This is a genomic window from Streptomyces zhihengii (assembly GCF_016919245.1).
GTDB classification, from domain to species: Bacteria; Actinomycetota; Actinomycetes; order Streptomycetales; family Streptomycetaceae; genus Streptomyces; species Streptomyces zhihengii.
This window is the reverse complement of the sequence record NZ_JAFEJA010000001.1, coordinates 5645405-5670466: the sequence shown is the minus strand read 5'-3', so window position 1 is coordinate 5670466 and position 25062 is coordinate 5645405. Positions and strand designations below refer to the sequence as shown.

Here is a 25062-nt window from a genome sequence, read left to right as displayed (position 1 = left end):
AGACTCGGCCCATGCGGGAGCGGGGGGAACTGGTCGACGGGCGGTTCCGTCTGGAGCGGATCGTCGGCCGGGGCGGGATGGGCCGTGTGTGGCTCGCCGAGGACGAGCGGCTCGGCCGCCAGGTCGCGCTGAAGGAACTGCTCTTCCTCCACGGCACCGGCGACGAGGAGCGGCGCCGCTTCGACCGCGAGGCGAGGGCACTCGCCCGGATGCGCCACGACGCCGTCGTCGCGGTCCACGACCTGCTCTCCCACCTCGACCCGCCGGCCATCGTGATGGAGTACGTGGACGGCCCCTCGCTCAAGGACGTGCTCCGCACCTCCGGAAAGCTCCCGGTACCGGAGGCCGCGCGCCTCGGCCTCGCCGTCCTCGGCGCCCTGCGGGAGGCCCACGGCAAGGACATCGTCCACCGGGACCTGAAGCCGGCCAACATCCTGGTCGCCGGCCCCCGGGTCGTCGTCACCGACTTCGGCGTCGCCCTCCTCGACGACATGTCGCAGCTGACCGCCCTCGGGGGGACCCCGGGGACCTCGCTCTACATGGCCCCCGAGCAGTTGGAGGACGACCGCGGCAGCGCCGCGTCGGACCTGTGGTCGCTCGGGGCGGTCCTGTGGGAGACCGTCGAGGGCCGCCAGCCCTTCAGCCGCACGACCCAGGCGGCCACCGTCCGCGCGATCTGCGACGAGGCCCCGCCGGAGCCGACACACGCCGGCGCCCTGACGGACGTCATCCGCGGCCTCCTGGTGAAGGACCCCGCGTCCCGCCTGACCGCGGAGGAGGTGTCCACGGCCCTCGCCGCCGCGACGGCTCCTCCCCCCGAGCCCCGGCCGTCCCGGGTCACCCCGGCCGCCCCGGTCGCCCCGGCGAAGGCCTCCGGCGGGCCACCGGCGCCGGAAGCACCCGCACCGGACGCCTCGGGCACGCCCTCCGGGCCGCCCGCGCAGGCCACATCCGAACCGGCCGCGACACCTCCGGGCCCGACTCCCGCCGAGCCACCCCTCAGCCCCAGGGAGGGCTTGATGAGGGAAGTTGCCGTCCGGCACCGTCACACCGGCACTCCTGTCACATCGCCCGACCGCGGCCACCCGTCGCCCCCGGTCCGGGTCGAACCCGCCGAGCGCTCCGGAGACCACCTCCCCGGACAAGCCGCGACGCCTCCCGTCACGCGGTACCCCGAGCCGCTGCCTTCGTCGGACGCTCCCGTGGCACAGCCCGCCCCGTTCACACCGCCCATCGCCCTGCCTCCCGGCTGGACGACGGGATCCCTTCCGCCCGCCGAGACCACCACGGCGATGTCGGCCCCCGTCCGCGAACTGGTCGCCCTCGTCGACTCCCTGCACGCCGACGACGCGGGGACGGCAACCCGCCTGCGCGTCCTGGTCAAGGCCGCGCAGAACCTCACCCCGCCCCAGCTCGCGGCGGCGGCCGGCGTCCTGAGCGTCGCCGGACGTCACCAGGCGGAAGCGGAGGCCCTGCTGCGTGAGGCAGGGCGCCGACTCCCCACGCCCGACGTGGCACGGCTGACGGAACAGCTCCGCCGCGAGGGCCGGCACGACGCCGCCGACCTCGTCCTGAAGGCCGCGGCGAAGCACCGTGGTGTCTCCGAGCTGCACGAGCTGCGCGACGCCCTGCGCATCCCACCCGGTCAGGAGGGGACGGCGGACCGACGCGCCCACTCGCGGCGCGACGTCCGGGTCCTGACGGACGCGGCCAACGGCGCGGGCCGGGCCATGGAGTCCGACGAGGACCTTCGGTTCCGACCGCCCGCGTGGTACACGGCCGGCAAGTCCGGTCCGGCCACCGCACCGGAGCCCGGGACGATGGCCGAGGGAGCCGCTCAGGCCGTCCCGCCGCACGACGGCGGGCTGGCGTCTCCCGTGCCGGATCCGGAGACCCCGCCGTTCGCGCCGTTCTGGTTCGCCGTCCCCGTCGTCCGGCAGATCGTCGCGGAGGCCGACCCGCACCACAGGATCGGCGAGCTGGTCCCCGGTGTCTGGAATCTCGCGGTCGGGGAACGCGGGGAAGCCCTCGTCGTGGTGCTGGACCACCGCCGGCGCGGTCTGCTGCGGGACACGAGCGGCATCGAACGCGGCTGACCGCCGCTGCCACCCCGGCCCCGCGCGTCAGCGTCTCAGCGCCGCGGCCCCTGCCCCGGTTCCGGCCACGCCACCGGCGGCGGCGCGGCGCCCGCCGCGACGGAGCCGTCCTCGCCGGGAGCGGCGTCCCCCGGGACGTCACCGCTACCGGTGTCCGGCGCGGGCGCCAGCTCACGGGCCATCAGGGTCGCGCCCGCGACCGCCCCCGGCATCAGGAAGACGGCGACGAAGGGCACGAGGAAGGCCAGCACCAGCGGTACGCCGAAGCCGAGGACGGCCGTGCGGCGCGCCCGCAGCAGCCGCAGCCGCCTCTTCAGGTCGATGCCGCGGCGCTGCATGGCCACCGCGGTCAGCTCCTCCGTGAGGAAGAACCCGGAGACGCAGAAGCCGATCAGCGGCACGGCGGTCTGCCCGACCACGGGGATGAAGCCGCAGGCGAAGAGCAGCACGCCCCAGAGGACGACGCGGAGCAGGATCCGCAGCGAGTCGCGGGCCGAGATCCACAGTTCGCGCCAGAGCGACAGCCCCGAGGAGGGGACGTCGCCGCCCTCGGTGCGGTCGACCTGCTCGGAGAGGGACTCGTAGAAGGGCTGCCCGACCAGCAGGGTCACGGCGGTGAAGGTGATCACCGACAGGAAGAGCCCGAGGGCGAACAGCAGCGCGGTCAGGGCGCCGCGGAAGGTCTCCAGCCACGGCGAGGACCAGTCGTCGGCGAACGGGGTCGCCCAGGCGATCAGGTCGTCGGCGAAAGTCACCAGGCCGAACAGCGCGGCCGCGTACAGCACCAGGGTCACCAGCCCGGGCAGCAGCCCGAAGCCGAACCACCGGCCGTGCCCGGCCACCCACCGCTGGCCCTTCATCAAGTAGCCGAAGCCCACCCCGAAATCGCGCATAACCACAGCTTAACGGGGTGGCTCTTGTTGATCGGCGGGCGAACCGGTAGACCCTGCGTACTGATCGTGTACCGCATCCTTCCGGCATCCGAAAGGTCCGTACCGCATGGGAACATCCCGACCCGTCGTGTTCCGTGCCGCGCTCACCACGCTTGCGGCCGCCCTCGCGGGCACCCTGCTCGTCCCGCCCGCCGCCACCGCGGCGCCCGGCCGTGACGAGCCCCGGCCCCACCCCGTGCGGGAGGGCGGCGGCCGGGACACCGGCGCCGCCCGTGCCCCCGCGTCCGCCACCGGGGCCGCGCTCGCGGTCCGCTCCCCCGCGCCCGCCCGGACGGGCGGCTACCCGCGCGAGACGGTGCTCGACGTCCCGCCGGAGAACCCCGCCGACAAGTCCCTCAAGCTCGGTCTGGCGCCCTACCACGCGCTGGCTCCCCGGCTGAACGCCCTCCAGCGGCTGGGCGACCGGGTGAGCGTGGAGGTCGCCGGCCGGTCGGCGGGCGGGCACGAGCTGTACCTCGTCACCGTGACCGCGCCGGAGAGCGCGGCCCGCTCCCGCGAGCAGGACCGGATGCGGGAGCTGATCGGGAACGATCCCGCGCGGGCGGCGAAGGACCGCCGGATCAAGGACACCTACAAGACGCCGGTCTTCATCAACAACAACATCCACGGCAACGAGTGGGAGGGCACGGACGCGGCCCTGAAGCTGGTCGAGGAGCTGGCGAGGGCGAAGGACGCCCGCACCGCGTCCCTGCTGGCCCGCAACCGGATCATGCTGAACATCACCGCCAACCCGGACGGCCGGATCGCGGGCACCCGCGCCAACGCGGCCGGCTTCGACCTCAACCGGGACTTCGTCACCGCGACCCAGCCCGAGACCCGGGCGATCCGGCGGATCGCCGTCGACCGGCAGCCCGCCGTGATGCTGGACCTGCACGGCTACGTCAACGGAACCCTGATCGAGCCGACCACCCCGCCGCACGGCGAGAACTACGAGTACGACCTGTTCCTGAAGAACGCGTACGCCAACGCGCTCGGCATGGAGGCCGCGGTCAACGGCCTCGGCTACACCGCCGGGAAGGACGGGGTGCGGCCCGCCGTCATCCCGTTCCGGGACGAGAAGGAGGGCTGGGACGACTGGCCGCCCATCTTCACCCCGCAGTACATGCCCTTCCAGGGCGCGGTCGCCTCGCACACCATCGAGTTCCCGATGACCGTCAACAACAGCGCCTACACCACCCTGCCGGTGGAGGAGCTGCGCCGCCGGGCCGCGATCAACACCGACATCGCCGGTGCGGCGATGCGCGCGACCCTGGAGTACACGGACACCCACCGCGCCTCGGTGATCGCCGACCAGATCGAGACCTTCCGCCGCGGTGCGGCCGGTGAGGCGCAGCGCCCGGTGTCCGAGGAGACCGTGCCCGGGGTGCCCGGCATCGGCCCGGAGGACGTGTACACGACCCGGTTCCCGCGCGCGTACGTCATCCCGGCGGGCGGCAGGCAGCGTTCGGCGCCCGCGGCGGCCCGGCTGGTGGACCACCTGGTCGCCAACGACGTGCGGGTCGGGCAGGCGCGCCGCGCCTTCACGCTGGAGGGCCGCGCCTATCCGGCCGGTTCGTACGTCGTCGACATGCACCAGCCCAAGCGGGGCATGGCCAATGTGATCCTGGCCGACGGCCGGGACATCAGCGCGGACGTCTCCACGATGTACGACATCTCCGGCTGGAGCCTCGGCCTGCTGTGGGGTGCGACCGTGGAGCGGGCCGAGCGGCGGGCGCCCGGGGTGCCGGTGCGCGCCGTGCACGCCGCCTCCGCCACGGGGTTCGTCGCCCCGCGCGGTGACCTGGCGCTGCGCCTGGACGACCCGAAGGAACTGGCGGCGGTCAACTCCCTGCTGGCGCAGGGGGTCCGGGTGCGCCGGGCGGCCGACGGCTCGGCCGTCGTGCCCGGTTCGGCCCGGGATGCCGCCCGCGTCCTCGCGGAGCGGCTCGGGGTCCGCTTCGAGGCGGCGGCCCGGCGGGGTGTGGCGGACATGCACCGCACCCGGGTCGCGGCGGCGGTGACGTCCGGGGAGCTGTCCGCGCTGCGCGAGATGGGCTTCGCGGTGGAGCCGGTGTCGACGGCGGTGCTCAACGCGGGCTTCGACTGGTCGCGGGCGGACGCGCTGTTCGTGTCGACCGGGCTGGACCACGCGGCGCTCACCCCCGCCGCGCGGGCGGCGTTCGAGGCGAGCCGGGTGCCGGTGGTCGGGCTCGGCGAGCGGGGCGCGGCGTTCAACGCGTCGGCGCGGCTGCTGGAGGTGACGGCGGTGACGGGCAACGGCGACGCCAACGGTGTGGTGCGGGTGGCCAACGCGGGCGGCGCGATCACCGGCGGCGCCCCGGCGCACACCTTCGTCTACGCGCCGGGCTGGTTCACCGCGCTCGGCGCCGGGGTGCGGGTGGAGCAGTCGTACGCCAGCGGGAACCCGCTGGTCTCCGGGCACTGGCGGGCGGCGGAGGACGGCGCCGGCGGCCCGTCGGACGCGGCCGGGCGGCCCTCGGTCGTCTCGGGTGCGGCGCCCTCCGGCGCCCCCGTGGTGCTGTTCGGCACGGAGCCGCTGTTCCGGGCGCACCCGAAGGGGGTGTTCGCCCAGATCGGGCGGGCGCTGCTGGCGCACTGACGGCACATGCCCGAGGGCCCCTCACCCCGGCTGGGGTGAGGGGCCCTCGGTCGTGCGGTCACAGCGGCCGGTGCGCGGCCGCCGTCACACGGCCAGGTCGACCGTGATGTTGCCGCGGGTCGCCTTGGAGTACGGGCAGACCTGGTGGGCCTTCTCCAGAAGGTCCCTGGCGGTGTCGGCGTCGACGTTCGGGATCGTCGCGGAGATCTTCACGATGATCCCGAAGCCGTCGTCGTTCTTGCCGATGCCGACCTCGGCGGTGACGGTCGAGCCGCTGATGTCCGCCTTCTCCTGGCGGGCGACCACGCCGAGGGCGCCCTGGAAGCAGGCGCTGTAGCCGGCGGCGAAGAGCTGCTCCGGGTTGGTGCCGGCGCCGCTGCCGCCCATGGCCTTCGGCGGGTTGACGACGACGTCGAGCACGCCGTCGTCGGTGGCGACGCGCCCGTCGCGGCCGTTCTCGGCGGTGGCCACGGCGGTGTAGAGCACGTCGGACTGCTGGATGGACATGAAGTCGTTCCTCCTGCTGGTTCGCCGCGACTCGCGCCCACGATCGCGACGGCTGGGCAAGAGCCTAACGGGTGAACGTCTCAGCCCAGCGAGACGATCATCTTTCCGGTGTTCTCGCCGCGGAGCATGCCGGCGAAGGCGTCGTAGCCGTGCTCGATGCCCTCGACGACCGTCTCGTCGTACTTCAGCTCGCCGGAGGCGATCCAGCCGGAGACGTCCTCGGTGAACTGCTGCTGGAGGTGCTTGTGGTCGTTGACCAGCATGCCCGTCAGCCGCAGCCGCTTGCCGATGACCAGGGCGAGGTTGCGCGGGCCGGGCGTGGCCTCGGTGTTGTTGTACTGGGCGATCATGCCGCAGATGGTGGCGCGGCCGCCGACGTTGAACGAGGAGATCGCGGCCTCCAGGTGGTCGCCGCCGACGTTGTCGAAGTAGACGTCGATGCCGTCGGGGGCGGCGTCCTTGAGCTGCTGCCCGACGGGGCCGTTCTTGTAGTTGAACGCGGCGTCGAAGCCGTACTTCTCGACGAGGAGCTTGACCTTCTCGTCGGAGCCGGCCGAGCCGATGACCCGCGAGGCGCCCTTGATCCGCGCCATCTGGCCGACCTGGCTGCCGACCGCGCCGGCCGCGCCGGAGACGAACACGGCGTCGCCCTCCTTGAAGGAGGCCACCTCGAACAGGCCCGCGTAGGCGGTGAGGCCGGTCATGCCGAGCACCCCGAGGTAGGCGGAGAGCGGCGCGAGGGAGGCGTCGACCTTCACCGCGTGCTGGGCGGGGACGCTCGCGTACTCGCGCCAGCCGAGGCCGTGCAGCACGTGGTCGCCGACCTCGAAGCCCTCGGCCGCGGAGGCGACGACCTCGCCGACGGCGCCGCCGTCCATGGGGTGGTCGAGCTTGAACGGCGGGGTGTAGGACTTCACGTCGTTCATCCGGCCGCGCATGTAGGGGTCGACCGAGAAGTGCAGGTTGCGCACGAGGACCCGGCCCTCGGCGGGCGCGGTGACCTCGGCCTCGCGGAGCGCGAAGTCCTCCGCCTTGGGCCAGCCGTGCGGACGGGCGACGAGGTGCCATTCACGGCCGGACGCGGGAAGTGCGGACATGCTGCGAGCCTCCAGAAGAGCTTCAAAATACTTCAGAACCTGAAACAACCATGCAGGTGAATATTTCAGATTGTCAAGCATATGGGTATCGTGGTGCCCATGGCCGCCCAAGGAACAGACCCCCTGACCGTCGAGGTCGTCGAGCTCATCGGCTCCGTCGTGGCCCGCTACCACGACGAGTACGAGCGGGCGGCCGCCGAGCACTCCCTCACCGGCGCACAGGCGCGGGTCCTGGGACTGCTGTCCATGGAGGCGCTGCCCATGCGCCGGATCGCCCGGACGATGAAGTGCGAGCCGTCGAACATCACCGGCATCGTGGACCGCCTGGAGGTCCGCGGCCTGGTCGAACGCCGCCCGGATCCGGGCGACCGCAGGGTCAAGCTGGCCGCGGCCACCGACGAGGGCCGCGACCTGGCGCGCCGGCTGCGCACCTCGCTGGACTTCGCCCGCGAGCCGCTCGCCGAGCTCACCGCCGCCGAGCGCGCGCTCCTGCGCGACCTGCTCAGACGGATGCTCGGGGGCCCGGAGGCGTAAGGCGCCCGGGGCGGATCAGCGCCCGGCCGGCCGGCCGCGCGTCGCCGACACCGCCCGTGTCACCGACACCGGCACCACGCGTGTGGCCGACACCACCCGCGTCACAGACACCACCACAGGAAGCGCTCGCACGTCGGCGTGGGCGACGGCTCGGCCGGCGGCGGGGGCCCCGGCGACGGCGCCTGGGTGCCCGGGCCGCCCGAGGGCGCACCGCCCGACGGCGACGCCGAGGCGGAAGCCGAAGGCGCGGCCTCCTCCGGCTCCCGGGTCGCCGAGGGCGAGGGGCTCGCGGTGTCCGGAGCGGCCTCCGCCGTACCGGAACCACCCTTGCCGGGCGCGCGCACCGGCACCGCCGTCCGCCCGGGGCGCGGGGCGCCCGACGAGGCCACCGGCTTCCCGGTCACCTCCGCCGGGCCCTCGGGCGCCTGGTCGGACGGCGTGGGCTCGGCCGACTCCGTCTCGACGACGGCACGTTCCTTCACCGCGGTCGCCGCCCCGTCGTCGCCCGGGCCCTCCGCGAACTGCGCGAAACCCAGCGCGCCCGCGGCCAGCGCCAGGCCGACGGTCCCGACCGCCAGCTTGCGCCCGCGCTTCTTGCGCGCCCTGCGCCCCGACGGGGCGGGCTTGCGGCGCGACGCCGCCTGCCGGCGCGCACTGCGCGGCCCCGGCGGCGCGGGCTCCGGCTCCGGATCGCGCTCCAGCTCGTAGACAGGCGTGTTCGCCGCCGCAGGGGCGAAGCTGAGACGGCGGAGCTCCTCGACAGGGGTACCGCACCCGGCACAGGCCAGAGCGCCGTTGAGGTGCCGTCCGCACGGGTGGCAGTAATCCATGGCCTTGGGAGGCTATGCGGGCGAGGCGTACGAGTGACGGGGCGCCCTGTGAGGATCCTGTGTGGAATCGCATCCTCCGCGGCGTGCCCGCTCGCGGTGCCCGCCTGCGGGCCGGGGCAGGATGTCGGGCATGAGCCCCGACGCCCCCTTCGGCCCCGACGACTTCCAGCTCGTGCTGCTCCGCCGGATGGCCGACCAGCGGCCCGAACTCGTCGACGACGCCCGCCGGACGCTCGGGGCCACGCTCGCCGGGATGCGCGAGGCGAACCGCCGCTGGCAGGCGATGTGCCGCTCCCCCCGGTCCCGCGGCGCGCTCTCCCGCTACCGCTCCGTCCTCGGCACCCCCGAGCCGGCCGCCGTCCGCCGCATCGGCGACCTGGTGTGCGACGCGTACCGCTGGCCGGTGCCGCTCTGGCCGGACCTGCGCTTCGAGGTGCTGGCGGTCGCGGGGAGCGGGGCGGTCTGGAACGAGTGGCTGGTGCGGGCGCCGGGCGCCCCGGGGCCCGTGCTGCGCACGACGGCGGACCTGGTGCCGTGGTCGTGCACGGTCGACGAGGTCGCCCGCGCCTTCCCCGCCGCCCGCCCCCTGGAGGGCACCGCCCCCACCCGCTTCCGCCTCGCCTTCCCCGATCCCGCCGACCCCGCCGTCCTGCGCACCGCCGACTTCACCTGGGGACTGCTCCAGACGGTGGGCTGAGGGGCGACCCGGCCCGTCCGGCGAGGACACCGTGCGGAGCGCGGTGCGACGGCCACCGGCCGGCCGCACCGCCGCGGCTCCGGCACGACAAGCCCTCGACACGCCCCCGCGCAGGTCCGTCCGGCCCAGCCCAGCGCGCGCCCCCGCCCTCCCGATCCGACGATGCGAACAAGTACCGCACTCGGGAGGACTTGTCATGACCGTCAGCCTTGAGCAGCTCCGCCGGTGCCATGTCGCCGTCGACCTGGGAGCCGCTCGGACCCGTGTCTTCGTGAAGGGCGCCGGACTCGTCGTCGACGAGCCGAGCGTCGCCGCGGTGAACACCCGCACCGGCGCCCTCATCGCCGTCGGCGCGCTCGCCGAGAAGATGACGGGCCGCACCCCGGACTACATCCGCGTCGTCCGCCCCGTCTCCGGCGGCACCGTCGTCGACATCGAGATGGCCCAGCGGATGCTGCGTCACCTGCTCGGCGAGAAGCTCCGGCGCCAGCTCCGCCGCAAGCCCCGGCTGCGGGCCGCCGCGAGCACCCCGCACGACAGCGACCCGCTCGCCCAGCGCGCGACGGTGGAGACCCTGGTGGGGCTCGGCGCCCGGCGGGTGGAGCTCGTGGACACACTGATCGCCGCGGCGGTCGGCTGCGGGCTCCCCGTCGAGCAGCCCACCGCCACCATGATCATGGTGTGCGGCGCGGCGACCACCCAGATCGCGGTGCTGTCCCTCGGCTCGATCGTGACCGCCGAGCGCATTCCCGTCGGCGGCAACGCCATCGACTACGCCGTCATCCAGCACCTGCGCCACCAGCACGAGCTGCTGCTGCCCAGCCAGTCCGTGCGCCCGCTCCAGCTCGCCCTGCGCGGCAACGGCCTGACGGCCCAGGGCCCGGCGGTCACCGAGATCCACGGGCGGGACGTCGCCACCGGCCTGGCCCGTTCGGTGCGCGTCGACACGGCCGCCGTGCGGGACGCCATCCACACGCCGCTGACCTCCGTGCTCGACGGCATCGGCAAGGTGCTGCGGGTGTGCCCGCCGGATCTGGTGGCCGACCTGGTGGACCGCGGCATCATGATGGTCGGCGGCAGCGCCCTGCTGCCGGGCCTGGACCAGATGCTGCGGGACGCCACCGGCATGCCGGTGCAGATCGCCGAACGCCCCGACACCTGCGCCGTCCTCGGTCTGGGCGCGATGCTGGAGGGCCGGATCAAGCCGATGGTGCTGGACCCGCTGGCGGACGCGATCCCCGAGGCGCAGCCGGGCGTGCGCACGGAGTTCCTGAAGCTCGGCGACGGCGACCGCGAGGGTGTCGCGGCGGGCGCCGGCGCGGGCTCCCTGCGCGGCGGCGACGGAGCCGCCGACGACGGCGACCCCTTCTGAGGCGTCCGACGGTGACGGGCGGGGAGCCGGTGACCCCGGGAGCGCCGGACCTCTCCGGTGTCCTGGCGGCCGTCATCGGCGTCGGCGGCGAACTCGAACTCCGCCCCGCCCTCCAGCGCATCGTCGACACCGCCGCCTCGCTGACCGGCGCCCGCTACGCGGCGCTCGGTGTGCTGGACCCCGAACACCGCCGGATCACCGAGCTGTTCACCCATGGCCCGACCGGGCCGGAACGCGACCGGACCGGGGAGCCGCCCGGCGGCCCGGCGGGGCTGATCGGGGAGCTGCTCCGCGATCCGCGGCCGCTCGCCCCGGAGGACCCGACCGGGGACCCCCGCTCCCCGGGGGTCCCCGGCGGGCCTCCCCGGACGCACACCTTCCTCGGCGTCCCGGTGCGGGTCGGCGGGGAGGTGTTCGGCCATCTGTACCTGACGGAGCGCCGGGGCGGCCCGTTCGACGACGAGGACCTGGCGCTGGTCACGGTGCTGGCCTCGCAGGCCGGGATCGCGGTGGGCAACGCCCGGCTGTACGAGACGGCCCGCCGGCGGGAACGCTGGATCGAGGGCGCGGCGGCCGTCACCACGGCCCTGCTCTCCGGCCGCAGCGCGGACGACGCGCTGACGACGGTGGCGGAGCAGGCGAGGATCCTCGCCGGGGCGGCGGCGGGGGTGGTGCTCCAGCCGACCGAGGAGGGCGGGATGGAGATCGTCGCCGCCTCCACCCGCGACGACCCGGAGGGCCTGGTGGGGACGACGATCCTGCCCGGCTCCCCCGTGCTCGTCCAACTGCTGGGCGGTGAGCCGGTGTTCATCGAGGACTCGGCCACCGACCCGAGGATGACGACGCAGGTGCGCAGCCGCTTCGGCCCGTCGATGATGCTGCCGCTCCAGAGCGGCGGCCGGCTGATCGGCACGCTCGCGCTGCCGCGCCGCCGGGGAGACGCCGCGTACACGGCCGTCGAGCAGTCGCTGGCCTCGCGGTTCGCCGCGCACGCCGCGCTGGCGCTGCTGCTCGCCGACGCGCAGCACGACCGGGAGCGGCTCGCCGTCTACGAGGACCGCGACCGGATCGCCCGCGACCTCCACGACCTGGTCGTCCAGCGGCTGTTCGCGACGGAGATGATGCTGGAGTCCACCCGCCGCAGGGCGGCCGGCGAGGAGGGGACCCAGGCGCTGATCGGGCGGGCGGTGGACGAACTGGACTCCACCATCCAGGAGGTGCGGACGGCGATCTTCGCGCTCCAGCAGCCGCCGGCCGACGCGCCGACGACGTTCCGCGGCCGGGTGCTGCGCGAGACCCGGGGCGCCGCCGTGCTGCTGGGGTTCTCGCCGTCGGTGCGCTTCACGGGGCCGGTCGACGCCCTGGTGCGCGAGCCGCTGGAGGGGCGGCTGCTGGCCGAGCTGCGCGGGGCGCTGGCCGCGGCGCACCGGCGGGCCGGGGTGTCGCGGATCGAGGTGACCGTGGACGTGACGGCGACCCTGCCGGACGGCGGCGACGGGGTGCGGCTGCTGGTGCGGGACGACGGGGCACGCGAGGACGGCGGCCCGGGCACCGTGTTCGCCTGGGAGGCGGACCGCCGGGCCGGGGCCGGACCGGAAGCGCCGGACACGCCGTAGGGCACCGGCGTTCCCGGGCCGTACGGGGCTCCCCCGTACGGAGCAGTCCAGCGAGCCCCGGGCCTGGCCGGACGCCTTGACTGGGCGGGTGGACACCGTCGCGAAGCCCTCGCCCGCGGAGGACGTGAAGCCCTCCGCCGCCGCGTACCGCAACCTGATCATGGCCACGATCGGGTTCACCCTCACCTTCTGGGCCTGGAACCTGATCTCCCCGCTCGGCGGCGCCTTCAAGGACCGGCTGGACCTGAGCTCGTTCCAGCAGTCGCTGCTCGTCGCGGTGCCGGTGCTGGTCGGGTCGCTGGGGCGGATCCCGGCGGGCGCGCTGACCGACAAGTACGGCGCGAAGCGGATGTTCCCGCTGGTGTCGGCGCTCACCATCGTGCCGGTGCTGCTGCTGATCCCGGCGAAGGACTCCTACGGGGCGATGCTCGCGGTCGGGTTCCTGCTGGGCCTGGGCGGCACGACGTTCGCGATCGGCATCCCGCTGGTCAACTCCTGGTTCCCGCCGTCCGAGCGCGGCCTCGCGCTCGGCATCTTCGGCATGGGCATGGGCGGCGTGGCGCTGTCCGGCTACTTCACCCCGCGGATCGCCGACCACGGCGACAACCTGCCGTTCCTGGTGGTGGCCGTCGCGCTGGCCGTGTACGCGGCCCTCGCCGCCGTGCTGATCACCGACCACCCGGACCGCAAGGTCCCCACCACCTCGCTCGGCCACCGGCTGGGGCAGGCGGGGCGGCTGCGGGTGACCTGGGAGCTGTCGGCGCTGTACGCGATCGGCTTCGGCGGCATCGTGGCGTTCGGGGTGTACCTGCCGACGTATCTGAAGACGTGGTACGAGCTGAGCCCCACCGACGCGGGCACCAAGGCGGCCGGATTCGCGCTGGTGACCGTCGTGTTCCGGCCGTTCGGCGGCTGGCTCTCGGACCGGGTCCATCCGGCCGTGGTCACGGCGGGGGCGCTCGGGTTCGTGGCGCTGCTGGCGATCGTGCAGGCCTTCGACCCGGATCTGGACCCGGTCGGCACCATCGCCCTGCTGTGCATGGCGGCCGGGCTGGGCACCGCGAGCGGCAGTGTCTTCGCCCTCGTCTCACAGGTCACCCCGCAGCCGCAGGTCGGCAGCGTGACCGGCATCGTCGGCGCCATGGGCGGTCTCGGCGGCTTCGTGCCGCCGCTGGTGATGGGCGCGATCTACAGCGCCAAGGACTCGTACTCGATCGGCTTCATGCTGCTGTCGGACCTGGCCCTGGCGGGCTGTGTGTACGCGTACGGGCGGATGCGCACCCTGCGGCCGAACGCCTGAGACCGGAGGGGCCGCCTCCGCAGGGGGCCCCGTGCGCGGGGCCGCCCGGGGGACGATGATGCACCGGAGAGCCGCGCCCGGCGTGCGCGGCACGAGATCCGGAGGTCGACAGTTGAGTTCCCTCTTCCCGGCGCTGACGGGCACGCCCGGTGGCCCGGACCCGGTGGCCCTGCGCTTCGGTGAGCGGTCCCTGACGTACGGACGACTGGCCGGGGCGGCCGGGGCGCTGGCCGCCCGGCTGCGCGCGGACGCCGGAACGGGACGGGTCGCGCTGTGGGCGACCCCGGCCCTGGAGACCGCGGTCGGCGCGGTGGCCGCGCTGCTGGCCGGCACCCCCGTCGTCCCGCTGAACCCGAGGACCGGTGAGCGGGAACTGGCCCACATCCTCGGCGACAGCGCCCCCTCGCTCGTGCTGGCCGCCCCCGGCGAACGGCTCCCGGCGGCGCTGGACGCGCTGGAGCGGGTGGACGTGGACGTCACCGGCGAGGGCCGGATCCCGGACACCGAGCCGGAGCCGGACGCGGCGGGCCTGGTCGTCTACACCTCGGGCACCACCGGGCCGCCCAAGGGCGCCGTGCTGTCCCGGCGCGCGGTCGCCACCACGCTGGACGCGCTGGAGGACGCCTGGCGGTGGGACGCGGCCGACGTCCTGGTGCACGCGCTGCCGCTGTTCCATGTGCACGGGCTGATCCTGGGCGTCCTCGGGCCGCTGCGCCGCGGCGGCGAGGTGCGGCACCTGGGCCGTTTCAGCCCCGAGGGCGTGGCGCGGGAGCTGGGCGCCGGGGGCACGATGCTGTTCGGCGTGCCGACGATGTACCACCGCATCGCCGAAGCCCTGGCCGGCGACCCGGAGCTGGTGAAGGCCCTGGCGGGGGCGCGGCTGCTGGTGTCGGGCTCGGCGGCGCTGCCGCTGCCGGACCACGAGCGGATCGCGGCGGCGACCGGGCGGCGGGTGATCGAGCGGTACGGGATGACCGAGACCCTCATGAACACCAGCGTGCGCGCCGACGCCGAGCCCCGGCCCGGTTCGGTCGGGGTGCCGCTGCGCGGGGTGGAGCTGCGGCTCGTCGAGGAGGACGGCACCGAGATCACCGCCCTGGACGACGAGACGATCGGCGAGATCCAGGTGCGCGGCGCCAACCTGTTCACGGAGTACCTGGGCCGGCCGGACGCGACGGCCGCCGCCTTCGACGGCGACTGGTTCCGCACCGGTGACATGGCGGTGCGCTCGGCGGACGGTTCCGTGCGGATCGTCGGCCGCAAGGCCACCGACCTGATCAAGAGCGGCGGCTACAAGATCGGGGCGGGTGAGATCGAGAACGTGCTGCTCGACCACCCGGCCGTGCGCGAGGCCGCCGTGACCGGGGAGCCGGACGCGGACCTCGGCGAGCGGATCGTCGCCTGGGTGGTGGCCGCCGACCCCGCCGCGCCGCCGAGCGCGGACGAGCTGACCGGGCACGTCGCCGCCCAGCTCTCCCCGCACAAGCGGCCGCGGGAGGTCCGGTTCCTGGACGTCCTGCCGCGCAACGACATGGGGAAGATCATGAAGCGGGCGCTGGGCGATGGCTGACCCCGGCGTCCGGATCTCCGCCCGCGAGGCGATCGCCCTGGTCTGCGACGCCTTCACCGAGCACGAGCTCGGCGAGGTGCCGCCGGCCGGGGACGGCCCGCTGGGCTGGGAGGGCTACGGCGCGGCCCGCGACCGGGCGGCCCGCCGCACGGGGTCGGCGGAGTCCGTCGTCTACGGCGAGGCGAGCTGCGGCGGTGTGCCGTGCGTGGTGCTCTCCTTCGAGTTCGGCTTCCTCGGGGGCTCGCTCGGCGAACGCACCGGGGACCGGCTGGAGGCCGCGTACGCGCTCGCGCGCGAACTCCGCCGGCCGCTGGTGTCGCTGATCGCGACCGGTGGCAGCCGGATGCAGGAGGGCATGGTCGCGCTCGGCCAGCTCCAGCGGGTGGCGCGGGCGTCCGTGCTGCTGCGGGAGGCGGGCGTCGGGCATCTCGCGGTGCTGCGCGACCCGACGACCGGCGGCGGCTGGGCCACCCTCGGCGCCGGCGCCGACGTGGTCCTCGCGCTGCCCGGGGCGCAGGTCGGCTTCGCCGGCTCGCGGGTCCGCCCGCCCGGCGCGGACCCGGCCGCCTACACGGCCGAGGGCCAGCTCGCGGCCGGGCAGGTCGACGACGTGGTGCCGGAGCACGCGCTCCGGGACACGGTCGCGTTCTGGGCCGGGGCCCTCGGCGGCGGGGACACCGCGCCGGCGGCGGCGCCGGTGCCGCGGGCACTCGGAGCGGAGGTGCGGCTGCCGCGCTCGGGCATGGACGCCGTCGAGGCGGCCCGGGACCCGCGCCGCCCGCGGGCGGCGGCGTACCTGGACGACTACTTCACCCGGCGCGAGCCGCTGCGCGGCGACCGCTGCGGCGGCGACGACCCCGGGATGCTCTGCGGGGTGGGACTGCACCGGGGACGGCCGGTGGCCTACGCGGCCCAGGCCGGCACCGCGACCCGGCCCGCCGGCTACCGGACGGCGGCCCGGGTGGTGGAACTCGCCGGACGGATCGGGCTGCCGGTGCTGACCCTGGTCGACACCCCGGGCGCGGCCAACGACGCGGAGGCGGAACGGGCGGGCGCCGGGGCGGCCATCGCCGGGCTGTTCGGCGCGATCGCCGCCGCGCGCACCCCCGTCACCAGTCTGCTGATCGGCGAGGGCGGCTCGGGCGGGGCGCTGGCCCTGGCCGCGCCGGGCCGCACCTGGGCCACGCCGGACAGCTACTTCTCGGTGATCGCCCCGGAATGGGCGGCCGCGATCCTCAAGCGCGACCCGTCACGGGTCGCGCACACGGCCGACCAGTTGCGGCTGCGCCCGCAGGATCTGGCCGAACTGGGCGTGGTGCGGGGCATCGTGGGCCCGGCGCCGCACTGAGCGGCACCACAAGCGCACACGAAGGGCCCGGCGCGGAGGCGCCGGGCCCTTCGGGGTGCGGGATGCGGCGGTTACCGCACGCCCACCGCCCGGATGATCTCCTGCTTCACCGAACCGCCGCGGTCGTCGGACGCCGAGGCGCGCACCGAGATGTGCCCGGCGCCGGACGGGACGCGGACCGAGCCCTCCCAGGCGGCCGCCTTGCCGCGGACGCCGTCGAGACGGACCGTCGTCCAGGTCTTCCCGTCGTCGAAGGAGACCTCCAGCGTGCCGCCGGTGATCCGGCCGGTCTTCTCGGCGCCCTCGATGTACTCGGCGAAGATGCCGAGGTCGAGCCGCTTGCCGCCGCGCACGTCACCGCGCAGATCGGTGTCGATGTCGAACCCGAGGTTGAGGAGCGGCAGATGGGTCCGGCGGTCCGAGGGGGTCTCGCCGGAGCGGAAGGTCCACTCGGAGTGGCCCTTCACGGCGAGCCGCCAGCGCTCCGGGTCGAGCGTGGTGTCGGTGACCACCCGGTACGTCCGCTCGGCCGGATCGGCGTCCCAGTGGTTCAGGCCGGAGCTCATCTTGCGGTCGACGCGTTCGCCGTCCACCCAGAGCTCGGTGAACTGCGTCATCGAGGTGTCCGTCCACACGTCGCCGAAGCCGGTGTGGTCGGGCCCGGAGTCGCCCCAGCCGGGGGTGTTGAACGCGAGGTCGTTCCCGGTGCGGGTCTGGCCCCAGCCGAGGCCGGTGCCCAGCCACGGGTGCAGCACGGGCTTGAACCAGTTCAGCTCGGAGCGGGTGCCGCCCTTGTAGGAGGGGGTGCCGCTGCGCTGCTCGATGGCGCCGGGGCCGTTGCTCATCGACTCGTGCCAGAGCTGGCCGGGGCCGGTGGAGACGTAGTCGGTGCGCTCGGCGGGGAAGGCGACCCGCTCCTGGAAACCGAAGCCGATCGGGAAGGTGTCGGTGATCGAGTAGCGGAACTCGCCGCCGTCGGCGGGCTTCGCCGCGTGGAACTTGGCGTCCAGGACGGCCAGTTCACGCTTGGACGGACGGTAGGCGAGGTCACGGTCGGGCACCCGGCCCGGGTGGCCCTGCGAGAGGTCGTACACGTACGGGGTGTACTGCGTGCCGTCGAGCTCGACCGTGCGGCCGCGGCGGGCGGCATCGGCCAGGCGTGCGCCGTCGGCGGCGTTCACGGTCGCCACGTGCAGCGGCCGGTCCTCGTACGCCTCGGTGCCGAACCACTGCATCAGCCGGCCGGGGGTGTCGTCGGTGACGAACAGGGCGACCGCTCCGGCGTCCTGGGCGCGCTGGGCGATCTGCGCGGGGACGCCGTCCCCGAGACGGACGACGACCGCCTTGCCGCGCACGTTCCTGCCCTGGTAGCCGGCGGCCGAGCCGTCGCCGGCGTCCACCACCGCGAGCTTGCGGCGGCCGTCCAGGACGGTCGCGCCCGCCTGCGGCGTGGCGTCGGAGAGCTGCTTGCCGCCCGCCTCGACGCTCAGCACCGGCTTGCCCAGCCGCCAGACGGTCCGGTACTCGAAGGTGCCGGTGGCGGGCTTGTCGGTCGGGGCCGCGAAAATGCTGTCGTACATCGGCGGGACCTGCACCGCACCGCCGTAGGAGACGCCGTTCGCGTCCCGGTCGAACTCCATCAGCACCTGGCGGGTCTCGGTCCGGCGGTCGACGTCCGCCGTGAGTTCGCGCAGTTCGCGCCCGTCGAGGGTGATCTCCCGGTCGCGGTCGAGGGTGATCTCGGGGTCGGTCAGGAAGCCGAGGCCGAGGGAGTCCGCGCCGTGGCTGCCGCGCACGTCGAGGAAGGTGCTCACGGTGTACGTGCCCGGCTTCAGGCGCAGCTCCAGCGTGCCGGACTCGCCGACGGCGGCCGGGAAGGGCTCGGCGCCGGCGGCGAGCCGCTGCACGCCCAGGCCGGCGGCGGCGGGGGCGCCGTCACGGTCCTTGACGTGGACGGTGAGGGTGTAGCGCTCCTCCTCCTTCACCAGACCGAGGGCGGTACGGGCGACCGTCTCGCCGCCGACCGACGCGGTGAGGCTGCCCGAGGAGTTGCCGACGGGCGCGCCGGTGCCGTCGCCGGTGACGGTGGTGGACGCCGTCGAACGGGCGGGCACGGTGAGGCGGGAGTCGGCGACGGCGGCCACGCCCGCGGGCATGCCCTCGACCGCCAGGTCCAGGGTGACGGGGGCGTCGGTGTGGTTGGTGTACGTCACGGTCTTCGTGACGGGCTCGTTCCCCTCGTAGGGCCACGCGTAGAAGCCGAGGTCCGCCGAGCCGGTGGCGGTGACCGTCGCGTCGACGGCCGCGGGGACGTCGAGCCGGCCGGCGCCGAGCGCGTACGCCGAGGCGTCGAGCCGCTTCGACGTCGACATCAGGGCGTTCTTGAGCTGCTGCCCCGTCCAGTCGGGGTGCTTCTCGGCGAGGAGCGCGGCGACGCCCGCGACATGCGGGGTGGCCATCGAGGTGCCGCTCATCGCCTGGTAGAGGCCCTCGCCCGGGGCGAGCCCGGAGCGTGCGGCCAGAATGTCCACGCCGGGCGCCGACAGGTCGGGCTTCAGCGCGTTGTCGCCGAAGCGGGGGCCCTGGCTGGTGAAGGAGGCGGCCTCGTCGGCGGAGTCGACGGCTCCGATGGTGAGCGCCGAGTCGGCGGCGCCCGGGGAGCCGATGCTGCCGGGGGCGCCGGAGTTGCCCGCCGCGATGACGAACAGGGCGCCGGTCTCGGCGGAGAGGGTGTTGACGGCCTGGGCCATCGGGTCGGTGCCGTCCGACGCCTCGCGGGAGCCGAGGCTCATGGACACGATCTTGGCGTCGATGTCCTTGGCGGCCCACTCCATGCCGGCGATGATCTGCGACTCGCTGCCGGAGCCCTCGTCGCTGAGCACCTTGCCGACGGCGAGTTCGGCGCCCGGGGCGACCCCCTTCTCCCGGCCGTCGGAGGCCGCGCCGCTGCCGCCGACGGTCGAGGCGACATGGGTGCCGTGGCCGTCGCGGTCGGCGACCTCCTGGCCCTCGATGAAGCTCTTCGTCTCCGCGAGGCGGTCCTTGAGGTCGGGGTGGCCGGCGTCGACGCCGGTGTCCAGGACGGCGACCTTCACGCCCTTGCCGGTCAGCCCGGCCTCCCACGCCTTCGGCGTGCCTATCTGGGCGTTGGACTCGGCCATGTCGGCCTCCACCCGCCCGTCGAGCCACACCTTGGAGACACCGGCGCCGAAGGCGGCCCGGGAGCGTCCGGAGGTGACGGAGTGCCAGAACTCCCCGGAGGCGGCGGCCTCGACGGCCGCGCCGCCGATGCTCGGCAGACCGCGCACCGTCTCGGCGCCGCGCGGCGCGGCGGCTCGGACGCCCTTGCCGTAGGAGACGATCAGCGGCAGGCCGGACTCGCCGTGCAGCCCCTGCTCGATCAGGCCGGTCACGTCGAACAGCCGCTCGTCGAGGACACCGGCGCTGAGGTAGGGCCGTGCCTCGTCGGGCACGACGGTGACCCGGCCGTCCAAGACCTCGCTGCGCACGGCACCGGTGGCGCCCTCGGCGCGTTCCACCGTCACCGTGCTGCGGTCGCCGCCGAGGTCGGTGACGGTCACCTTGTCGCCGGTGATCAGCGTGACGGTGTGCGCCGCGTGGGCGGCGGCGGTGGCGGGACGGTCGGCCGCGCCGGCGGCCGGGTCACGGTCCGCACCCGCCGCCAGGGCCTGTCCTGCGGGGAGCATTACGAGCGAGAGCCCGGCGGCCATCAGCCGGGCCCGGCGCCTCGCTGGCGCTCTTGTCATGGGGATGCCTCTCCTCGTTCACGCCCGGTCGACGGGGGTGATGCCGGGGCGTTGCGCAGCAGTCTGGAGGCTGAGAAGGCGCTTGCGGGCCGCGCGCCCTGGCGGTTAGCTGCCATGGCGGCAGCCCGCCAGGGGGTGCGGGCAGGGGCGTTGGGGGGCGCGGAGTACCGGGGGCCGGGGCGTCACCCGCGAGATCCCAGCCCGTTGGGGGCGCGGAGTACCGGGGGCCGGGGCGTCGCCCACGAGATCCCAGCCCGTCCGGGGGCGCGGAGTACCGGGGTGCCAGGGCGTCGCCCACGAGATCCCAGCCCGTCCGGGGGCGCGGAGTACCGGGGTGCCAGGGCGTCGCCCACGAGATCCCAGCCCATCCGGGGGCGCGGGATGCCGGGAGGCCGGGGCGTCGCCCACGAGATCCCAGCCCGTCCGGCGATTGAGGACACGGCCGCAGGCCGTGCCGGAGCCACCGGCTCGCAGAGGCAGCGGGCCCCGGCGCCCCATCGCCTCCGCAGGCCGTGCCCGCAGCACCACGCTCCGCGCGGTGTCCTCAATCGCCGGACGGGCTGAAAATGCCGGCCCGCACAGGCAGCGGACCCCCGCGCCCCATCACCCCCGCAGGCCGTGCCCGCAGCACCACGCTCCGCGCGGTGTCCTCAATCGCCGGACGGGCTGAAAACGCCGGCCCGCACAGGCCGAGGAAAGCCCGTGCACACGACGCCCCCGCGCCGACGTCTCAGACCCCGGAGGGGCTGAAGATGCCGGGCGGGGCGCCGACCTCGGTGGTGTTCGGGGTGGAGCCGTCGCCCGCGGACCGGCGCGCGGGGGCGGAGTCCGGCCGGGCCGTGGTCGTCGTCGCCCAGATCTGCTCCGGCGAGTCGTCCCGCACCTTCACGGCGACGGGCGATCCGGCGTCCGGCGACACGGGCACCACCGCGAGCCCCTCGTTCCAGCGGGGCACGATCTGCCCCTGGATCGTCAGGTCGTAGCGGACGTCCGTGCCGTCGGGGGCCGCACGGCCCGTGCACGTGCCGGCGACAACGATGCCATCGAGCCCGCGGGAGTCCAGGCACAGCCCGGGCGCGAGCGCGCTGCGCAGGCGTCCGTCGGTCTCGTACACCCAGCGCTGGCTGGGCGAGGCCGAGCAGGCGGCCATCAGGATGTCCGCGTCGGCCCGCGCGTCACCGCCGGCGAAATCGACGCACAGGTCGGCCTCGACGTTGCGCAGGGAGAGGGTGACCGGCGCGGCCGGGTGGCCGGCCGAGGTGGTGGAGGGGAGCGGCGCCGACGGGGTCGCCCCGGACGGGCCGCCCGCGCCGGGCGCGGGGCTGGCGCTGCCGGTGACCGTCCCGCCGGGTGCGGACGGTCCGGCGTGGTCGGGCTCGTCGTCCGGCAGCAGGGCGGACGCCAGACCGGCGACGAGCAGCCCGGTGACGGCGACCGCCGCGCCGATGCCGAGTGCCGTGGGCGTCGTCCGCTCGGCGGCGGCCCGCCGGCCGCGCAGGATCAGGTCGGGCAGGGCGGCGCGCGCCCGGCCGGAGCGGGAGTGGCGGCCGCGTCCCGCGGGCCCCGGTCCTTCGGGCCGGTCGGGTCCGCCCGCCCGGAGCCTGGCCTGGCGGCGGCGTCCGGGCCGGGAGGCCAGATAGGCCCCGGCGGCACCGCCGAGCAGCGCCTCGGCGAGCAGGACCCCGAGGCGCCCGTCGGACTGGTGGAGCTGTTCGGCGGCGTCCCGGCAGTAGCGGCACTCGGAAAGGTGCACCTGGATGTCGGGGATCAGCTCCCCGCCGCGCCGCAGGGATATGTCGAGCAGCCGGTTGTAGTGGCGGCATTCCCCGGTGGGCGCGTGTTCGCGGTGGGTGCGGACGCAGACCTGCCGGAACTGTTCGCGGGCCTGGCCGAGTTGATCGGAGGCGAGGCGCGGGTCGATTCCGAGGAGACCGGCCGGGACGGATATCCCTTCGGCCTCCGCCTCGGCGTGCCAGAGCAGCACCTGGGGGACCATGGGCATTGCGTGGAATGCGCGGGCCACCAATTGGCGGTTCTCGGCGGGCGGTTCGGGAATCGTCAGACCCGGCAGCATCGTGGTGACGCGCGGGTCTTGGGCCCAGCCCTTGGCGATGTGGCGGGCGGTGACCAGCAGGTGGGGGCGCACGGCGCCCGTCACCCCGTTGCGCGCCAGGGTGTCGAGCACCTGGGAGAACGCGGCCGTCGCGAGCATCGAGGCCGTCCGCGCGGAGGGCGCGCAGGCGGCCGCGTAGTCGAAGAGTGGCTGCCAGTGGCGCGCGAGCAGCCCGGCGACGGGGTGCGCCGGCCGGGTCGCGTGGTCGGTCCCGAGTGCCGCGGCGAGCTCCTCGTCGGAGATCCCCGGCACCGGTCCGGCCGGCGGGGAGGGCACGCTCCCGGGCGTGCTGGGGTGCTGCATAGACGTCTTTCCATCCATGGCAATGCGGTGGGGGGTTGCGGTTTCGGCCATCGGCTCCGGCCGGCGGATGCCGGCGGCCGGTCGAAAGACGCGCACCTGTTGGTACGCACCTTCTGGTGGCGATGCCCTCTCTTTTGAAGAGGCCCACCCACAGGAAATTCGAACGGTTGATCAGAATGGTGTTTGTTCGGATGCGAAGGCTCACCCTGACACAACTGCCCTGTCAGGAACAAGAGTTCCGTAACTCCTGCCATTCCCCACCGCACAGGACCGGACAACTTACGTGGCCGGGAACCGCTTTCTGTGAACGCGGGTCAGCGGAACAATGCCACCCCATTGGAGTGCCGTTCCTCGACGTTTGCCCGAAAGCGGTCCGAACTCGTCCGGGTTACCGCACGAAACCCCTTCACTTCCGCACACCCGGCCCCGGAAAAGACACGTTCGACGACCCGCCCGCTCCGGCGGCGCGGCGCGGATACGCTGCGCTTCCGACATCACGTCACGAAAGGGGACCAAGGTGGCTTCTCGCCTCAATCCGTACCTCAGCTTCGCCGGTGACGCGAAGCAGGCGATGGAGTTCTACAAGAGCGTCTTCGGGGGCACCCTCACCTCCCACACCTTCGGCGAATTCGGCGGCGCGCCCTCCGAGGAGTTCACCGACAAGATCATGCACAGCCAGCTGGAGACGGACAGCGGCTACACCCTCATGGGCGCCGACAACCCGCCCGGCATGGAGCACCGCCCGGGCACCAACTTCTCGGTGAGCCTCAGCGGCGACGACGCGGACGAACTGCGCGGCTACTGGGAGAAGCTCTCCGCCGGCGGGACCGTGGCCGTTCCGCTGGAGAAGCAGATGTGGGGCGACGTGTTCGGCATGTGCACGGACTCGTACGGCGTCTCCTGGCTGGTCAACATCACCGGTACCCAGAGCTGACCCCAGCCTGCCCGGCCGTCACCCCTGTTCCCGGGGGGTTTCGGCCGCGGGCGGCCCGCCCCCCCTACGATGGCCGGCATGATCCGGCGGCAGGAGCGGCACATGCCCCGGGCCCGCGGAAGCCGGGCCCGTCTGCTGCTGATCCTCGCGGTCCTCGCCGGTGTGCTCGGGATGCACGGCCTGGTGTCCGCGCCGGCCGCCACGGCCCGCCCGGCCGCCCACTCCCCCGCAGCGCACCCCGGCCACGGTCACGAGGACGCCTCCCGCACCGCGGCCGGGGTCCACGACGGCGGCCACGCAGGGCACGGCGGCCACGACGGCGTGCATGCCGCGCACGGGGGCCACGACGGCGGGCACGCCGAACACGCCGACGGCACCTGCGCCGCGAGCGGTCTCGGCGGCACCCCCGCCCTCCCGGCACTCGCCCCGGCTCCCCGCGCGCCGGCCCCGCTGACGCCCGCGACGGCACCCGACGGCCCGTCGGGACCGGACGGCCGCGGCCCGCCCGCGCTCAGCGAGCTCCAGGTCCTGCGCATATAGGCAGCCCCCGCGGCGCCGCCTCCCGGCGGCCGTCCGCGCCCGCACGCCCCCTTCCCGCGAAGCCCCCGCGCCCGGAGACCGCCGCGCCGCGCCTCCCCGACGGGCCCGCCCCGCCCGGAGCACCGCTACCCGCGCCTCTCCCCGCCGGGAGCGCTTCGCGCCCTTCGCAGCACAGGAGTCGCATCACCATGACCGCACAGCTTTCCCGCGCCCGCCGGGCCGCCGTCCTCGCCGCCACCGCGGCCGCCGCGCTCGCCCTGGCCGCCTGCGGATCCGGCGCCGACGGCCCGTCGGGGCACGACGCCCACAGCTCCCCGTCCGCCCCGGCGAAGTCCGCCGGGGGCCACAACGCCGCCGACGTCACCTTCGCCGAGGGCATGATCCCCCATCACCGCCAGGCGCTGGAGATGTCCGAACTGGCCGCCGCACGCGCCTCGTCGGCCGAGGTGAAGACGCTCGCCGAGGAGATCCGCGCGGCCCAGGACCCGGAGATCCGGACCCTGTCCGGCTGGCTGGCGTCCTGGGGCGAGAAGGTGCCCGCCACGGGCGCCGACCCCCACGCCGGCCACGGGTCGGGCCGGGAGATGTCCGGAATGATGTCGGCCGACGACATGGAGCGGCTGCGGACCTCGTCGGGTGCCGCGTTCGACACCGCGTTCCTGTCCCTGATGGTCGAGCACCACGAGGGCGCCGTGGAGATGGCGAGGACCCAGAGGACCGAGGGAGCCCACGCGCCGGCCAGGACGATGGCCGAGGAGATCATCACCGCGCAGAACGCCGAGATCACCCGGATGAAGGCCCTGCTGGAGGAGTGAGCGCGCCGCCGTCCGGGCGGTGAACGGAGAAACCCCCGGCGCGTCGCACCTTCGGTGCGGCGCCCGGGGGG

Annotated in this window: 18 protein-coding genes; 12 read left to right on the top strand and 6 right to left on the bottom strand. The window is 74.9% G+C overall.

Annotation, left to right across the window (positions count from 1 at the left end; all coding sequences use genetic code 11):
- Positions 1-11: 11 nt before the first annotated feature.
- Complete coding sequence (locus JE024_RS24015) at positions 12-2096, top strand: serine/threonine-protein kinase (protein WP_205375565.1); 2085 nt, start codon at positions 12-14, stop codon at positions 2094-2096.
- A gap of 35 nt (positions 2097-2131) precedes the next feature.
- Here the strand turns inward: JE024_RS24015 and JE024_RS24010 are convergent, their stop codons facing one another.
- Positions 2132-2989, bottom strand: coding sequence for an EI24 domain-containing protein (locus JE024_RS24010; RefSeq protein ID WP_205375564.1), 858 nt, complete (start codon positions 2987-2989; stop codon positions 2132-2134).
- A 106-nt stretch (positions 2990-3095) separates the two neighbouring features.
- Between JE024_RS24010 and JE024_RS24005 the strand changes: the two genes are divergently transcribed.
- Positions 3096-5648, top strand: coding sequence for a M14 family zinc carboxypeptidase (locus JE024_RS24005; protein ID WP_205375563.1), 2553 nt, complete (start codon positions 3096-3098; stop codon positions 5646-5648).
- A gap of 84 nt (positions 5649-5732) precedes the next feature.
- On the opposite strand, the gene JE024_RS24000 is transcribed toward JE024_RS24005, so the two are convergent.
- The gene (locus JE024_RS24000) at positions 5733-6155 is read right to left on the bottom strand and encodes an organic hydroperoxide resistance protein (RefSeq protein WP_205375562.1); all 423 of its coding nucleotides are present in this window, start codon (positions 6153-6155) and stop codon (positions 5733-5735) included.
- Positions 6156-6235: 80 nt separating this feature from the next.
- Positions 6236-7252: an NADP-dependent oxidoreductase gene (locus JE024_RS23995; protein WP_205375561.1), complete on the bottom strand. Its 1017-nt coding sequence runs from the start codon at positions 7250-7252 to the stop codon at positions 6236-6238.
- Positions 7253-7351: 99 nt separating this feature from the next.
- Between JE024_RS23995 and JE024_RS23990 the strand changes: the two genes are divergently transcribed.
- Positions 7352-7786: a MarR family winged helix-turn-helix transcriptional regulator gene (locus JE024_RS23990; RefSeq protein WP_205375560.1), complete on the top strand. Its 435-nt coding sequence runs from the start codon at positions 7352-7354 to the stop codon at positions 7784-7786.
- Positions 7787-7887: 101 nt separating this feature from the next.
- On the opposite strand, the gene JE024_RS23985 is transcribed toward JE024_RS23990, so the two are convergent.
- Positions 7888-8616, bottom strand: coding sequence for an SCO2400 family protein (locus JE024_RS23985; RefSeq protein WP_205375559.1), 729 nt, complete (start codon positions 8614-8616; stop codon positions 7888-7890).
- Positions 8617-8746: 130 nt separating this feature from the next.
- Here JE024_RS23985 and JE024_RS23980 point away from each other — a divergent pair, with 130 nt between their 5' ends.
- The 6 genes from JE024_RS23980 (at position 8747) to JE024_RS23955 (ending at position 16519) form a co-directional block, all read left to right on the top strand.
- Positions 8747-9313 carry a hypothetical protein gene (locus tag JE024_RS23980; protein WP_205375558.1) on the top strand — a complete coding sequence of 189 codons (567 nt, stop codon included), beginning with the start codon at positions 8747-8749 and terminating at the stop codon, positions 9311-9313.
- Positions 9314-9509: 196 nt separating this feature from the next.
- Positions 9510-10685: a rod shape-determining protein gene (locus JE024_RS23975; protein ID WP_244883049.1), complete on the top strand. Its 1176-nt coding sequence runs from the start codon at positions 9510-9512 to the stop codon at positions 10683-10685.
- Positions 10686-10696: 11 nt separating this feature from the next.
- The gene (locus JE024_RS23970; protein ID WP_244883048.1) at positions 10697-12301 is read left to right on the top strand and encodes a sensor histidine kinase; all 1605 of its coding nucleotides are present in this window, start codon (positions 10697-10699) and stop codon (positions 12299-12301) included.
- Between the two features lie 160 nt (positions 12302-12461).
- The gene (locus tag JE024_RS23965) at positions 12462-13601 is read left to right on the top strand and encodes a nitrate/nitrite transporter (RefSeq protein WP_205376697.1); all 1140 of its coding nucleotides are present in this window, start codon (positions 12462-12464) and stop codon (positions 13599-13601) included.
- 112 nt (positions 13602-13713) lie between these two features.
- On the top strand, positions 13714-15171 hold the full coding sequence (locus tag JE024_RS23960; protein ID WP_205375557.1) for an acyl-CoA synthetase: 1458 nt from the start codon (positions 13714-13716) through the stop codon (positions 15169-15171).
- Positions 15164-16519, top strand: a complete 1356-nt coding sequence (locus JE024_RS23955; RefSeq protein ID WP_205375556.1) for a carboxyl transferase domain-containing protein — start codon at positions 15164-15166, stop codon at positions 16517-16519. The genes JE024_RS23960 and JE024_RS23955 overlap by 8 nt, the downstream gene beginning before the upstream one ends.
- A 71-nt stretch (positions 16520-16590) precedes the next feature.
- Here the strand turns inward: JE024_RS23955 and JE024_RS23950 are convergent, their stop codons facing one another.
- On the bottom strand, positions 16591-20286 hold the full coding sequence (locus JE024_RS23950) for a S8 family serine peptidase (protein WP_205375555.1): 3696 nt from the start codon (positions 20284-20286) through the stop codon (positions 16591-16593).
- Positions 20287-21016: 730 nt separating this feature from the next.
- On the bottom strand, positions 21017-22702 hold the full coding sequence (locus JE024_RS23945) for a ricin-type beta-trefoil lectin domain protein (protein ID WP_205375554.1): 1686 nt from the start codon (positions 22700-22702) through the stop codon (positions 21017-21019).
- Between the two features lie 517 nt (positions 22703-23219).
- Between JE024_RS23945 and JE024_RS23940 the strand changes: the two genes are divergently transcribed.
- From JE024_RS23940 to JE024_RS23930, 3 genes are all read left to right on the top strand, one after another.
- Positions 23220-23636, top strand: coding sequence for a VOC family protein (locus tag JE024_RS23940; protein ID WP_205375553.1), 417 nt, complete (start codon positions 23220-23222; stop codon positions 23634-23636).
- 78 nt (positions 23637-23714) lie between these two features.
- Positions 23715-24176, top strand: a complete 462-nt coding sequence (locus tag JE024_RS23935) for a DUF6153 family protein (protein WP_244883047.1) — start codon at positions 23715-23717, stop codon at positions 24174-24176.
- Positions 24177-24364: 188 nt separating this feature from the next.
- Positions 24365-24991 carry a DUF305 domain-containing protein gene (locus JE024_RS23930; RefSeq protein WP_205375552.1) on the top strand — a complete coding sequence of 209 codons (627 nt, stop codon included), beginning with the start codon at positions 24365-24367 and terminating at the stop codon, positions 24989-24991.
- Positions 24992-25062 lie beyond the last annotated feature (71 nt).

Bases quoted from the DNA above. Each gene is read 5' to 3' on its own strand.
- JE024_RS24005 (WP_205375563.1), top strand. From the start codon at position 3,096: ATGGGAACATCCCGACCCGTCGTGTTCCGTGCCGCGCTCACCACGCTT.
- JE024_RS23985 (WP_205375559.1), bottom strand. From the start codon at position 8,616: ATGGATTACTGCCACCCGTGCGGACGGCACCTCAACGGCGCTCTGGCC.
- JE024_RS23965 (WP_205376697.1), top strand. From the start codon at position 12,462: ATGGCCACGATCGGGTTCACCCTCACCTTCTGGGCCTGGAACCTGATC.
- JE024_RS23975 (WP_244883049.1), top strand. From the start codon at position 9,510: ATGACCGTCAGCCTTGAGCAGCTCCGCCGGTGCCATGTCGCCGTCGAC.
- JE024_RS23955 (WP_205375556.1), top strand. From the start codon at position 15,164: ATGGCTGACCCCGGCGTCCGGATCTCCGCCCGCGAGGCGATCGCCCTG.
- JE024_RS23935 (WP_244883047.1), top strand. From the start codon at position 23,715: ATGATCCGGCGGCAGGAGCGGCACATGCCCCGGGCCCGCGGAAGCCGG.
- JE024_RS23930 (WP_205375552.1), top strand. From the start codon at position 24,365: ATGACCGCACAGCTTTCCCGCGCCCGCCGGGCCGCCGTCCTCGCCGCC.
- JE024_RS23990 (WP_205375560.1), top strand. From the start codon at position 7,352: ATGGCCGCCCAAGGAACAGACCCCCTGACCGTCGAGGTCGTCGAGCTC.
- JE024_RS23950 (WP_205375555.1), bottom strand. From the start codon at position 20,286: ATGACAAGAGCGCCAGCGAGGCGCCGGGCCCGGCTGATGGCCGCCGGG.
- JE024_RS23995 (WP_205375561.1), bottom strand. From the start codon at position 7,252: ATGTCCGCACTTCCCGCGTCCGGCCGTGAATGGCACCTCGTCGCCCGT.
- JE024_RS24010 (WP_205375564.1), bottom strand. From the start codon at position 2,989: ATGCGCGATTTCGGGGTGGGCTTCGGCTACTTGATGAAGGGCCAGCGG.
- JE024_RS23980 (WP_205375558.1), top strand. From the start codon at position 8,747: ATGAGCCCCGACGCCCCCTTCGGCCCCGACGACTTCCAGCTCGTGCTG.
- JE024_RS23945 (WP_205375554.1), bottom strand. From the start codon at position 22,702: ATGCAGCACCCCAGCACGCCCGGGAGCGTGCCCTCCCCGCCGGCCGGA.
- JE024_RS24000 (WP_205375562.1), bottom strand. From the start codon at position 6,155: ATGTCCATCCAGCAGTCCGACGTGCTCTACACCGCCGTGGCCACCGCC.
- JE024_RS24015 (WP_205375565.1), top strand. From the start codon at position 12: ATGCGGGAGCGGGGGGAACTGGTCGACGGGCGGTTCCGTCTGGAGCGG.